The sequence below is a fragment of the Bacillus sp. m3-13 genome (genome assembly GCF_000175075.1).
In the GTDB taxonomy this organism is placed as follows: domain Bacteria; phylum Bacillota; class Bacilli; order Bacillales; family Bacillaceae_I; genus Sutcliffiella_A; species Sutcliffiella_A horikoshii_C.
Genome location: NZ_ACPC01000019.1, coordinates 536,983 through 550,493, shown reverse-complemented (window position 1 = coordinate 550,493; position 13,511 = coordinate 536,983). Strand labels below are relative to the sequence as shown.

At 41.7% G+C, this 13,511-nt stretch carries 13 protein-coding genes and 1 other annotated feature; of the genes, 1 reads left to right on the top strand and 12 read right to left on the bottom strand.

The window, feature by feature from the left end; translation table 11 throughout:
* Nucleotides 1-409: 409 nt before the first annotated feature.
* From M313_RS0113295 to mltG, 8 genes are all read right to left on the bottom strand, one after another.
* Entirely contained in the window at nt 410-1,147 is a 738-nt protein-coding gene (locus tag M313_RS0113295; RefSeq protein WP_010196101.1) for a YrrS family protein, read from the bottom strand.
* Nucleotides 1,148-1,240: 93 nt separating this feature from the next.
* Nucleotides 1,241-3,016, bottom strand: coding sequence for a peptidoglycan D,D-transpeptidase FtsI family protein (locus M313_RS0113290; protein WP_010196099.1), 1,776 nt, complete (start codon nt 3,014-3,016; stop codon nt 1,241-1,243).
* A gap of 271 nt (nt 3,017-3,287) precedes the next feature.
* Nucleotides 3,288-3,761 (bottom strand): transcription elongation factor GreA, encoded by a 474-nt coding sequence (gene greA, locus M313_RS0113285; protein ID WP_010196096.1) that lies wholly within the window; start codon nt 3,759-3,761, stop codon nt 3,288-3,290.
* A gap of 162 nt (nt 3,762-3,923) precedes the next feature.
* Nucleotides 3,924-4,559 carry a uridine kinase gene (gene udk / locus M313_RS0113280; RefSeq protein ID WP_010196095.1) on the bottom strand — a complete coding sequence of 212 codons (636 nt, stop codon included), beginning with the start codon at nt 4,557-4,559 and terminating at the stop codon, nt 3,924-3,926.
* Nucleotides 4,560-4,563: 4 nt separating this feature from the next.
* Nucleotides 4,564-5,835, bottom strand: a complete 1,272-nt coding sequence (locus tag M313_RS0113275; protein ID WP_010196092.1) for a peptidase U32 family protein — start codon at nt 5,833-5,835, stop codon at nt 4,564-4,566.
* A 22-nt stretch (nt 5,836-5,857) separates the two neighbouring features.
* Nucleotides 5,858-6,784: a peptidase U32 family protein gene (locus M313_RS0113270; protein WP_010196090.1), complete on the bottom strand. Its 927-nt coding sequence runs from the start codon at nt 6,782-6,784 to the stop codon at nt 5,858-5,860.
* Nucleotides 6,781-7,443 (bottom strand): O-methyltransferase, encoded by a 663-nt coding sequence (locus tag M313_RS0113265; RefSeq protein WP_010196087.1) that lies wholly within the window; start codon nt 7,441-7,443, stop codon nt 6,781-6,783. The genes M313_RS0113270 and M313_RS0113265 overlap by 4 nt, the downstream gene beginning before the upstream one ends.
* Nucleotides 7,444-7,606: 163 nt before the next feature.
* Nucleotides 7,607-8,746 carry an endolytic transglycosylase MltG gene (gene mltG / locus M313_RS0113260; protein ID WP_010196085.1) on the bottom strand — a complete coding sequence of 380 codons (1,140 nt, stop codon included), beginning with the start codon at nt 8,744-8,746 and terminating at the stop codon, nt 7,607-7,609.
* A 245-nt stretch (nt 8,747-8,991) separates the two neighbouring features.
* On the opposite strand from mltG, the gene M313_RS0113255 reads away from it, so the two are divergent.
* Entirely contained in the window at nt 8,992-9,468 is a 477-nt protein-coding gene (locus M313_RS0113255; RefSeq protein WP_010196083.1) for an Rrf2 family transcriptional regulator, read from the top strand.
* A 20-nt stretch (nt 9,469-9,488) separates the two neighbouring features.
* Here the strand turns inward: M313_RS0113255 and M313_RS0113250 are convergent, their stop codons facing one another.
* From M313_RS0113250 to alaS, 4 genes are all read right to left on the bottom strand, one after another.
* The gene (locus M313_RS0113250) at nt 9,489-9,773 is read right to left on the bottom strand and encodes a DUF1292 domain-containing protein (protein WP_010196082.1); all 285 of its coding nucleotides are present in this window, start codon (nt 9,771-9,773) and stop codon (nt 9,489-9,491) included.
* 16 nt (nt 9,774-9,789) lie between these two features.
* Complete coding sequence (ruvX, locus tag M313_RS0113245; protein WP_010196078.1) at nt 9,790-10,206, bottom strand: Holliday junction resolvase RuvX; 417 nt, start codon at nt 10,204-10,206, stop codon at nt 9,790-9,792.
* A gap of 3 nt (nt 10,207-10,209) precedes the next feature.
* Nucleotides 10,210-10,476, bottom strand: coding sequence for an IreB family regulatory phosphoprotein (locus M313_RS0113240; RefSeq protein ID WP_010196077.1), 267 nt, complete (start codon nt 10,474-10,476; stop codon nt 10,210-10,212).
* An 82-nt stretch (nt 10,477-10,558) separates the two neighbouring features.
* Entirely contained in the window at nt 10,559-13,192 is a 2,634-nt protein-coding gene (alaS, locus tag M313_RS0113235; RefSeq protein ID WP_010196075.1) for an alanine--tRNA ligase, read from the bottom strand.
* A 103-nt stretch (nt 13,193-13,295) separates the two neighbouring features.
* Nucleotides 13,296-13,508 (bottom strand) — a binding site (T-box leader).
* Nucleotides 13,509-13,511 lie beyond the last annotated feature (3 nt).

The following is a 13,511-nucleotide window of genomic DNA, read 5'->3' as shown; positions in this document are numbered from 1 at the left end:
AGTTTCACGCTTCATGCAAGAAATCCCCTCCTGAAAAATACTGTCGGAAAAGGCCTATTTACTGTCCAAGTCACATCAAATACAAGCGGAAAATCACCAAATACTGTCCAAGACTATTAAAATACTGTCCAAACTAAGTCAAATACATGCCAATTGACAAATCTCCTAAAATTTCGACAAACATATGGTTTTTCGGTAATCTGATCAGAACCCAAAGTCCAAACCCCTCAGTTACCTATTTCCAAAACCCCACCCCAGAACCTCATGCCAACCAGCCTCCCCCCCACCATAAGCCCTTCAACACTTCAATCCCTTGACCTTCCCCAAAGCCTCACACGAACCCCTAGCCCACAACAAAAAAGACCCACCCCAATGGGATAGGTCCGCACCACTATTTAATTCACACACTTTACAACGACTTAACCTGCTCCACCTTTGTTGGTTTCCAACCTTTGTTGGTCACCCACTCCAGATAGACTTTGAAGTTCTCACCGGTGGTTTTGTTTTTGATTGACGCTACAGATGAGTGCTCACTGCCGCCATTGCCTAAGAAAATCAATGTGTAGTCGCTGCTGCTCAAACGGGTAGCTGCTTCCACGGCTTTTAACTTTTCATCCCAATCCACATGGCCTTCGTCATAGACGGATGTATGTGGCTCAGATTGAGAAGTTCCAACAGGTCCCCAGCCTGGGTTAGTCATTGTTTTGATGACATTAGGGTCATCGGAGTTTTCCGAAACCTCTGTTTCGGAATCGTCCGCTTCGTTGGACTCTTCTTCTTTTTCCTCTTCTTTATCTTTTTCTTTATCTTTTTCTTTATCTTTTTCTTTATCTTTTTCTTCTTCCGCGTCTTTCTCTGCGGATTCTTCCGCTTCCTCAGATTCTGCTTCTTCCTCGTCAGTAGGAGCAGCTTCTTCGGATTCTTGTTCTGCTTCGTTCTCTTCTGTTTCACTTAATTCCTGTTCCCCTGTAGCCAGCTGATTTTCGTTATCTGTAGCTGGGTCATTCTTTCCAAAGAACAAGGAAGAAGCAAGAACGACGATAAATATGAATACAACACCAATCAGGATGTTCAAAATCATGTTTGTTTTTTTGCGTTTGGTTGTTCGGCCGTAACGTGAGCCACCTTTGTTAAAGTCTAAAGACACGACAGTCCCTCCTAGTCAAAGCCATATATAGTATAATTACAATAGCTTATTGTACCATCAATACTATAAAAAGCACAGTGAAAAGGATTGCCATTATCTTTCTTGGTTTTCCCAATTGTATATTTCTTGGACCATTTTTGAGTACACCGATGAGACATTGTTCTCATCGACAACATCTAATTCCACCATAACCATGGCATATTTAGGACTTTGGATTGGAAAATAACCTGCAAACCACCTATTCAATAATTCCGGACCGTCCTCTGTAAATTTTCCTGTCTGAGCTGTACCACTTTTCCCGGCAACTTCATAAGAGAGGCCTTTCATTCTCCATCCGGTCCCAGTATCGCCTTCCACTACTTCTCTTAAAAGATGTTGAAGCTGCATGACCGTGTAAGATGAAAGCTTGTCAACATCTCTTTCGTGCTCAGGAAATGTAAACAAGGTCGTCCCGTTTTTGTATAGGATGTCACTGACCAATTTAACTTCTTTCGACTCTCCCCCACGCGCTATCGTTGCCATCATATTCGCCACGGCAAGTGGGGTTACTTTGACATCTTTTTGTCCAATCGATGTCTGCGCTACAGCGAGCGGCACTCCTTTATCTTCAGCGTTCTCCCAGACCACATTCGCTTTTTCACGGGGAATCTGCACAAAGTCATCAAAACCAAACATATCCCCCTTCCAACCAACAGTTCCTGTTAGCCCAAGCATCCCAGCATACTTATCCAATGCGTCTTTATCTTTTTGCGCCAATTGCTTTCCAATCTCGCCAAACGTATAGTTACAACTTTGGGCAAAGCTTGTTTCGAGATTGATCGTACCCATACGCTTCTTTTCATCCTCGAGGAGATTCCCCCTAATATCCAAATCACAGTTAAACACCATTTCATTATCCACCACGTTCTCCTCGATTGCCGCTGCCGTTACGACCGTTTTGAAAACAGAACCTGGAAAATGCGGTTCTAGCATGAAGTTATGTGCACCCGCTCCCTTTGAAGGGTTCTCATGGTCCAAGGATGGTTTGGACACCATCGCGATCACTTCATTGGTTTCAATGTCAATGACGACCAGCCCACCCTTTTTCACTTGATATTCTTTAAGGGTTTTCTCCGCCAGTTGCTGGATATTCCGGTCAAGGGTCGTTTGGACAGTAAGAGGGTAATAAGGATTGGATGGTGACATATACCGAACATCGATTCCGAATAATGGACCGCCAAAACGGTCAACATGGTAAAGCAATTTTGTTGAGCCTTCCGGTAAAATAATTTCATCGAACGCTTCTTCCAACCCAGATACTCCAATCGGAGTATGTGGGGAATAGTTTTCTTTCTCGACTTTATCGGCATAACGTTTCATAAATGTATCAACATCTTCCCCAGTCAAACCTATGACGTGCTCTGCTATTTTCTCATCAAGTTCAAACTGACGATACAAGGCGACAATTCCAGGATAATCAAGCTCGTTAATTTGTTCCATTTTCTCATCTGTTAAACTTTCCGATAAAACGACTGGTTTATCCGCATCAACAAGCAGTCTGTCAATCTCAGATGCATTCATCTGCAAGATGCCAGCGAGCTCTTCTTTCGGCCAATCAAGCCCGTTCAAGAAAGGAAATAAGATGACACTTGGAAAATAGTCATGTGTTAATGGCAAGCCATTCCGATCAATGAATCTTCCGCGGCCTTCGTCAATCACTAGAGACTGTGTTCGTTGTTTGACGCTTGCTTCAATCAAGTTTATATGTTGGTCTGTGAAAGATTCTGTGCTGATGAGCTGCACTTGAACAAGCCTTCCGACAAGCAGGCTTAAGAGCAGTACGACACAGATTCCGAGTTTATTAATTCTCCCTTTTATTAACCGTTGCATAAAAAACACCTCATCAACATTGTTGACGAGGTGCGATCTTTTTAATCAAGTCGGCTGTTTTCTATAGAAACTGATGTTACCGCCTTGTAAGGTTGACCGTTTCTTTTCGCTTCAGTCACTCGCTTTCCGCGGGGCGGTGCTTGAGCCTCCTCACAACGCTTCAGGGGTCTCAAGTCTACCGCTACCTCCCGCCGGATTCGAGTGCCTTTCACTACAATCCACTCTTCCATCTATCTTTTAGATTGCAAGTATCTTTCATAAACAGCCTTGCTTATTTTACGGAAACAATCTTCACGTTCATTTCTCCGCCTGGAGTTTGGATGGTTACTTCATCGTTTACGCGTTTGCCCATTAGGGAGCTTCCCATTGGAGATTCGTTGGAGATGTTGCCTTCGAACGGATCCGCTTCGGCGCTACCTACGATGGTGTACGTTTCTTCTTCTCCGTCTGGCAGCTCAACAAACGTTACTGTTTTACCAAGTCCGACTGCATCTGTATCCTTGTCTTCTTGGATGATTTTTGCATTGCGGACCATTTGCTCAAGAAGCGTGATGCGTCCTTCTACGAATGCTTGCTCTTCTTTTGCAGAATCGTACTCAGAGTTCTCAGAAAGGTCCCCGAAGCTACGTGCTATCTTAATACGCTCTACCACTTCTTTACGTCTAACAGATTTCAGGTTTTCTAATTCTTGCACAAGCTTGTCTTTCCCTGCTTGTGTCATTGGATATACTTTCTCTTGTGCCATGACTTTTCACTCCTTCTAGTAATTGCATTCCCCAATTTACGTTGTATCTTTATGGCAATAAAGTTCAAAGCCTATGTAAATGTGGAAAAAGATGTACCCATTAAATGGAATACATCGTCGCTCCTTCCACAATTGGAAAATTCTCTAGCTTCTCATATGTTATTACAAAATCTCTTTTTGTTCAAGAATTGTTTGAATTTTTGTTACCATCAGGTCGATAGCAACATGATTTTGTCCACCTTCAGGGATGATGATATCTGCATATCGCTTCGTTGGTTCAATGAACTGATTGTGCATTGGACGAACAACCGTCACATATTGTTCGATGACAGAATCAATCGTACGTCCGCGTTCTTTAATGTCACGCAGCATGCGGCGGATGATACGCAAGTCTGCATCAGTATCCACAAATAGCTTTATATCCATTAAGTTACGCAAACGTTCGTCTTCTAATACCAAAATTCCTTCCACAATGATAACATCTTTCGGTTCTACTTCAATGACTTGTGTAGATCTTGTATGAAGGGTGTAATCATAGACAGGCTTATTGACGTTATCATAGTTTAATAAATGCTGAATGTGGTCAATCAATAAATCGTTATCGAATGCCAAAGGATGGTCATAATTTGTTTTTAATCTTTCCTCCATTGGCACATCTGTCTGGTCTTTATAGTAATAATCTTGCTCAAGCATTAGGATAGACTTTTCTGTAAAATGATCAAAGATAGCTTTTGTTACACTCGTTTTCCCTGAGCCAGATCCTCCGGCTACACCGATTACGATCGGTTTTTTCCCCATGGTATTACTGCCCCTTTCGCATCATGTTGTTCGGATAAATCGGCTTTTCCACTTTAAATTTCACGATTTGTAATGGATGGCGGGCAGCATCTAGTTCATTGCCTTTTTCATCCCAAACCTTCTCTATTTTTTGTGTGAAGTTTTCAATTTCCGGACCAAAAAATTCCACTTCATCGCCTGGTCTAAAAAAGTTTCGTTGTTGTAAGGTCACCATTTGAGTTTCCTTATCATAATCAAGCACCAATCCAACGAAGTCGAAGTCTGTCTTCTTGCTATGGTTGCCAAACATTTGCTCTTTATACCCCGGAACACCTTCAAAGAAAGCAGGTGCCGTCTCGCGGTTTGCACATTTATCAAGCTCTTCCAACCATTCTTGTTGAATCGTGAAGTTCTCAGGATCGGCACAATAAGCGTCGATTACTTTGCGGTACACACTTACTACTGTTGCTACATAGTGAATGGATTTCATGCGGCCTTCAATTTTCAAGCTATCGATTCCAAGTTCAATCATTCTAGGGATCGATTCAATAAGCTTTAAATCTTTCGGACTCATCGCAAATGGTGCATCACCTTCTGCAAAAAGTGCCTTTTCTTCTCCGCCATCCAATTCATACAAGTCATAATCCCAACGGCAAGACTGGCAGCAGCCTCCACGGTTAGAATCTCGTGCGGTCATATGATTACTTAGCGTACAGCGTCCAGAGTAAGCGATACACATGGCACCGTGAATGAAGGTCTCAATTTCGATGTCCACTTTCTCTTTCATCTCACGGATTTCTTCCGCGCTTGTTTCACGAGCAAGAACAACACGCTCCAAGCCTTCCTCTTTCCAAAACTGAACTGCTTTCCAGTTGGACAAGGATTGTTGTGTACTTAAGTGAACTTCAAGCTTAGGTGCCACTCTTCTGCATGTTTCAATGATGAGCGGGTCAGCAACGATGATTCCATGAACTCCTGCGCCTTCAATGCCGCGAAGGTAATCATCCAACCCGTCCATGTTTTCATTGTGAGCAAAAATATTGGTGGTAACGTAGATACGCGCGCCAAATTTTTCAGCAAATTGAACACCTTCTGCCATTTCTTCAAAGGTGAAATTTCCAGCATTAGAACGAAGTCCGTATTCTTGACCACCGATGAAAACAGCATCTGCACCATATTGAACAGCTATTTTTAATTTCTCTAGGTTTCCTGCCGGTGCAAGTAGTTCTGGTTTTTTAACAATTACCCGTTTTCCGTCAACTATCTTAGAAATCTTATCATTTACATAGGTTGTCATAAATGGCTACCTCCTTTTCACATTAATAGACTGTTTCTTTAAAGAAGAACCCTGTGTCGAGTGGACGGTGGTCTTGTTGAAGTTCTTCCATTTCATTTAACAGTTCCTCTTTGATATCTTCATAGGCTTCTCTGTCATCTGCACAAAGGTCTATTGCTTTTCTATATCTCTTTGTTACTTCAACGATATATTCCGGTGTTTGAAGTACACCGTCAATTTTAAAGCTGTCCACTTCTGCATCCATCATTTCTTCGAGTTCGTCAATGATGCACATGTCATTTGGACTCATGATATGGGTGCCATTTTCATCTTCATAGACAGGATATTTATTGCTTCGTTCCTTGTCATGGAGAAGCATGGCGCGTTCCTTGCCTTTTTCCACTTCCATTTGTTTGCCCTGGTATTCAAAATAATGCCCAAGCAATGAACGTTTGGATTGGAACATACAGGTCATGCCGTGCACTTGTACTTCTATTTCCACTTCTGCGTTTTCTTTGATCTCCACAATGGCATCCATGTTGAGCTCGCGGGCCAATACCGCACGTTTGGAGCCTTTTCTGCCCCAATAATTACAGGTGTAGTAGTTGGTTGCTGTGGTCTCTGTATTCCAATGCAGCGGCATGTTTGGAGCAACTTCTTTTGCTGCCATTAATACAGCCGGATCTCCGAAGATAACCGAATCTGCACCTGCTTCATTCAAGAATTGAAGATAGTCGGACAATTCGTCCACTTTTTCATTATGGAAAAGGGCATTCATTGCCACATATACTTTTTTCCCGTTCTCATGAGCAAGATCAATGGCTGCCTTTACTTCGTCCTTTTTGAATTCTCCAGCCAAGCGCAAGCCGTAGCGCTCTTCTCCGATAACAAATGCATCTGCACCCGCGTCTATTAAGTCTCTTAAATTCGTTAAGTCTAGCGGTGTCACTAATAACTCTGGTTTTTTCAACGTTCTTCACCTCTTTTTTTACTGATTGCGATCCCATCACCAACAGGCAAGATCGTGGTGATATAGTCTGGGTGTTCCATCAACCATCTATTGTATCGGTCAATCTTTTTGACCAGGTTTCTGATTCTTTTTGGTTCAATCCATTCGTGGTCCTCTGCTACCATCCCCCGAAAGAGGACGTTATCGGTGATGATGATACCCATTTCGTTTAACAGGGTTTCATACATCGTAAAGAACCGTTCGTATTGCCCTTTTGCTGCATCAACAAAAATGAAATCAAACGGTGCTTCTTTTTCCACTTGATCGAGCACTTCCAATGCGTCCCCGAATATCAAATGGATTCTATCTTGGAGCCCGGCTTGTTCTATATGTGATTTTGCTTGCAGGTATCTATGTTCGTCACGCTCTATGGTTACGATGGTCGCTTCAGGTAAAGCTTGTGCCATTCTGATAGCGGAGTATCCGATAGCTGCGCCTATTTCCAGAATTCTTTTTGGTGCGGAAAGCCTTAGGAGCTGAAGAAGTGTTTCCATTCCGACCAGGTCCATAATTGGGACATTTTCTACTTCAGCAAGCTTTTCCATGTTGCTGACTAGTTCATTCCTTTGGGGAGTGAGTGTATTTAAGTAGGATATTACTTTATTTTCATTGGCTTCCAACGGTGGACGCCTCCTTTAATCTTGCTAAAAACAAAGAAAATAGAGGTGACCTCAACGGAGGAACCCTCTTTTTACGTTAAAACATTTTAGTTCAAAACAACTCGATATATTTTACCACAAAAAAATAGGGAATGCGAATTAATTTCGCACTTCCCTATCAGACTTATCCGTTGTCCTGACTTGTGATATGTTCATTTTTATCAATGTTGTGTTCTTCTAACGTTTCGTTGAATAACACTTTACCATCTGGTGTTGCCAAGAAGTAGTAATACTCTGTTTCAGCAGGATTCAATGCAGCTTGAATGGATGTAAGACCGGCATTGGCGATAGGTCCCGGTGGCAGACCTTGGTTCTTATACGTATTGTAAGGTGAGTCCACTTCAAGATGCTCATATAATGTCCGCTCTTTATGTTCACCAAGCGCATATAACACAGTTGGATCTGTTTGAAGCGGCATTCCTACGTCAAGACGATTATAGAATACACTTGAAATGTAATCACGGTCTGTTTGCACAGTTGCTTCTGCTTCTATCAAACTTGCCATCGTCAGCAATTCATGTGGAGTTAAATCCATATTGCCCATCCCTATTCTTACTTCGTCATCTTGTAGAATCTCATCAGTCTTTTGAAGCATGATATCAATAACTTCTTCCGCTGTCGGATTTTCTACATAGAAAGGATAGGTTGCAGGGAATAGATAGCCTTCCAAAGCATACTTAACATCTTCATCGAACATTTCATCTGTAATAACTTTTGGATATTTCTCCCTCATCTTTTCGAGGAAATCCTTGTCATTTGCTTTTTCGAGGAATTCTTTTTCCGAAAGCCCCATTCTATTTTCCAGGATGACAGCAATTTGCTCCAATTGACGACCTTCAGGAATGGTAATCTGGAAGAGGACTTCCTGTTGAACTTTACCTTCTTTTAAGAAACCTATGATCTCATCAAGGTTCATGGAAGGACTTAGCTCGTATTCTCCCGCCATAAATCCTGATTCATTTTTAAACTTTACATAGTATCGGAATACTTTACCATTATTAATGATACCATTTTCCTCTAAAATACGACCGATGGATGTCGGAGAGGATCCTATAGGAATTTCCACTTTTTCTGTTTTGGTATCTTCTTCATTCACAGGCTGCAATGCATTTTTTATATAAAAATAACCGCCGCCAATAATACCAGTCAGGGCTAGCATAAGTAAGACAAATACTGTAAAGACAATGCGGCGCACAATCTTTGCTTCAAAATGTTTTTCTTTCAATTTTTCTTGAATATAGTCTTTGTTATTTTTTTCAGACAAAAAAATACCCCCTCTCGTACAACTAACAATTATACAACAAATTCATTAATTTTTTGACAAAAAAGCATGTATTTTCTCTTTTCCGACACATTCCCACATCATATTTTACCATTTTTTTCGCATTAATCATTACTTTTTTCCTAAATATTTTGAATTTATTAGGGTGAATGACATACAGTCATTTAGTAGTTTTACCATTTTCATTCAGAATAAAGGGTATGGTAAAATAAAATTGGAGGTAGATTATGAAACTTACACTGTACACTGACTACTCATTACGAGTTCTATTATATTTAGCAAGTGCGCCTGAAAACAACAAACTAATCCAAATAAAAGAAATAGCAGAAGCTTATGGCATTTCGAAAAATCATCTTATGAAGGTTACCTTTCATCTTGGAAAGTTAGGTTATGTGGAAACAATCCGCGGCCGTAATGGGGGATTATTGTTAGCCAAGGAACCAAAGGAATTGAATATTGGTGAATTGGTAAGGCAAACGGAGGAAGACTTTCATATTGTTGAGTGTTTTCAAGATCATGCGTCTTGTGTCATATCGCCACACTGTAAGTTAAAAGGCGTATTATATCAGGCGACACAGGCGTTCATATCTGTCTTGGATCAATACACTTTAGCTGATCTGATAACAAACAAAGAGCAATTGACCACTCTATTGTTTACAGATGAAAAAAACATGGACAAAAATAAAGAGAGCAAACAGGAGTAACCTGCTTGCTCTCTTTTTTCTTACTCTTCTTCTTCAGCCAAGAAAGTGTTTAACATTTCTTCAATCATGTCCCACTCTTCATCCGTTTCAACCGGTTGAAGGTCGCCACCTTCTTCTGATTCGCTAGGAACGAAGCTTGATGCATGGATTTCGATGTCATCCTGGTCATCATTTTCTGCACCTACTGGGTAATAAAGTACATAGGACTTTCCAAATTCCTCAGAATCAAATGTGAAAAGCACCTCACATAATTGCTCATTCCCGTTTTCGTCTACTACTGTAATATTTTGTTCTCCGTGTTCCATTATGCTCACCTCTAATTTATTGTTGGCTGTCAAGATATCCTTGTAAAATGACAACGGCAGCCATCTTGTCTATTACTTGCTTTCTTTTTTTTCTACTTACGTCAGCAGAAAGCAGAATCCTTTCTGCTGCTACAGTAGAAAGCCTTTCATCCCAATAGATGACCGGAAGTCCCGTTTTAGCAGTCAGCATTTCACCATAATGCTTGCTGGCTTCGCCGCGGGGACCGATAGAACCGTTCATATTCTTTGGTAAGCCAACTACGACTTTTTCAGGCTTATATTCAGCGATGATCTGCTTCAATCGCTTAAACCCTAAATTTTTTATTGCTTCATCAATTTTTATCGTTTCCAACCCCTGTGCTGTCCATCCCATTTCATCACTGATGGCAACACCGACTGTTTTGGAACCGACGTCTAAGCCCAAAATGCGCATGTACTACTCCTTGCGGTGCTGTTCTAGGTAAGACTTCACTAATTCTTCAATTAGCTCGTCCCTTTCAATTTTCCGAATAAGCGTTCTTGCTTCTTTATGACGCGGAATGTATGCTGGGTCTCCAGATAGCAAGTAACCGACAATCTGGTTGATAGGGTTGTACCCTTTTTCCTGCAACGCCTCATAAACTGTTATTAATACGTCATCCACATTAGCTTCCAATGCATCTTCCGGAAAGTTAAACTTCATTGTTTTGTCAAAGGAGCTCATCATTTGCACCTCTCTCTTAGACTTCTTTTTTTCTATCTGCTTGTCAATTGTTACCTTTATTGTACACCAAATGTCGGCAATGTTAAACGGATTTTATCCAATCTTCAACAGATTGTAATGCAGAATCGACTTGTTCCGGGTTTTTTCCGCCTGCTTGAGCCATGTCAGGACGACCTCCGCCGCCGCCCCCGCAACGTGTAGCCACTTCTTTTACAACCTTGCCGGCATGGTAACCTTTTTCAATTAGATCTTTTGTTACCCCTGCAGAAATATTCACTTTACCATCTTGGACGCTTGCAAGTACTATGATACCAGAACCAAGCTTATTTTTTAAATCATCCACCATCGTACGCAGATTATTCATGTCTGTACCTGCTACCTTGCTCACTAGCATTGTTACGCCATTAACGTCTTTCGCTTTGGAAGATAGGCTGGATGCTTCAATGTTTCCAAGCTTCGAAGCCAAGGATTGGTTTTCTCTTTGCAGTTCTTTCATATCTGATAAAAGAACATCGATTCTTGTTCCAACTTCCTGTGGTTTCGTTTTCAGCTTCGCCGCTGCATCTTTTAACAGTTGTACTTGATCATTCAGTAAACGGTAAGCCCCTTCACCTGTGACAGCTTCCATACGGCGTGTTCCTGCTCCTATTCCAGATTCAGAAACAATCTTGAATAAACCGATTTCAGATGTATTTGGAACATGGCAACCACCGCATAGCTCAAGGCTGTATTCTCCAACTTGGACAACACGGACAATATCTCCGTACTTTTCACCGAACAATGCCATTGCACCCATTGCTTTTGCTTCTGAGATGGATTTGTTTTCAATGACAACATTGATGCTAGCCCAGATCTTTTCATTAACAATCGCTTCGATTTTCTCGATTTCCTCTTGTGTCACTTGACCAAAATGAGAGAAGTCAAAGCGAAGACGATCTGCCGTCACTTGTGATCCCGCTTGGTTTACATGAGTCCCAAGCACGTCTTTTAATGCTTGATGCAAAATATGTGTAGCTGTGTGATTTTTAATAATTTGTGCACGGTTTTTCGCATGTACTTCTGCTTTAACGGCCTGTTCTCTATTTAACACGCCTTCTTCCACTACGATGGTATGAAGGTTTTGGCCGTTTGGAGCTTTTTGAACATCCTTTACAAATCCTCTGCCAGATTCGGTTACGATGTAGCCGTGGTCAGCAATCTGGCCACCGCTTTCCGCGTAAAAAGGTGTTTCCGCCAAAATTACTTGAACCTCATCACCTGTTACAGCTGAATCTGCTAGCTCGCCGTTTTTAACAATGATAGATAAAGTCGTTTCTGCAGTAAGCTGGTCATATCCGACGAAACTGCTTTCTGTACGGATTTCCCCAAGGACACCTGATTGAACTTGCATGGAATTAGAGTCTTGACGCGCGGAACGAGCACGATCACGTTGCATTTCCATTTCCTTTTCGAAACCTTCGTGATCAAGCGTCATACCCTGTTCTTCCACATACTCTTCTGTCAGTTCAACAGGGAAGCCATACGTATCATACAGTCGGAATGCGTCTGAACCAGAAACCACCGTACTTCCATCTTCTTTAGCCTTTGCGATGACAGTGGAAAGGATCGCCAACCCGTCATTCAGTGTTTCATGGAAACGCTCTTCTTCGGTTTTCACTACACGCTGAATGAAGTCTTGTTTTTCTTTTACCTCTGGGTAGAAATCAACCATGATTTCCGCTACAACCGGCACTAGCTCATACATGAAAGGACGGTTGATCCCAAGTTGTTTTGCGTAACGAACAGCTCTTCTTAATAGACGGCGAAGTACATAGCCACGTCCTTCATTAGAAGGCAGCGCACCATCACCAACTGCAAATGTCACGGTACGGATATGGTCAGCGATTACTTTAAATGCCGTATCTTTTTCTACGTTTGTGCGGTATTTTTCACCTGACACATTTTCAGTCGCTTCGATAATAGGAATAAAAAGATCAGTATCAAAGTTTGTTGGTACGTCTTGGATAACAGATACCATACGCTCAAGACCCATACCTGTATCAATATTTTTCTTTGGAAGCGGTGTGTATGTATGGTCTGGGTTGTGATTGAACTCAGAAAATACAAGATTCCAAATTTCAAGGTAGCGTTCGTTCTCTCCACCTGGATATAGTTCTGGATCATTCAGGTCATTTCCATAGCTTTCACCACGGTCATAGAAAATTTCTGTGTTTGGTCCACTTGGGCCTTCTCCAATATCCCAGAAGTTACCCTCTAGGCGGATAATTCTTTCCGCAGGAACGCCAATTACTTCATTCCAGTACTTGTATGCTTCTTCGTCTTCTGGATGAATGGTTACGGATAGCTTTTCCGCTTCAAAGCCAATCCATTTTTCGCTCGTAAGGAATTCCCAAGCCCAGTCGATCGCTTCTTTTTTGAAGTACTCTCCAATGGAGAAGTTACCGAGCATTTCAAAGAATGTATGGTGGCGTGCTGTTTTTCCTACGTTCTCAATATCATTGGTACGGATGGATTTTTGTGCATTGCAAATACGGGGATTTGCTGGGATGACACGGCCATCGAAGTATTTTTTTAGGGTTGCCACGCCACTGTTGATCCATAATAGGGATGGGTCTTCGTGTGGGACAAGGGATGCGCTAGGTTCAACAGCATGTCCTTTTTCTTTGAAGAAGTCTAGGAACATTTGTCTTACTTGAGCAGATGTTAAATGTTTCATTTGATTTTCCTCCTTTTGGTGTTACTGATTAAACTCCTGTTTCCCTTCGTTCCAGGTGGTCAACAGGGAAATTTGAAGAAAACAAAAAACTCCCGTCCCTAATAACAGGGACGAGAGTGTTCTCGCGTTACCACCCTGATTATGACAGAATGGTTCTGTCATCTCTCAGATTGCTTTAACGGTGCAAACCGGCAGGATTTCACCCTGCTCTCCGGATTAGCTTTCCATTACCCTTCACCCTGGAATCCTTTCAGCCGTGGAATTCCTCTCTTTTCAGGATGGTCTGTAATGTACTCAGATCCTTCTTTGAATTGGTTTA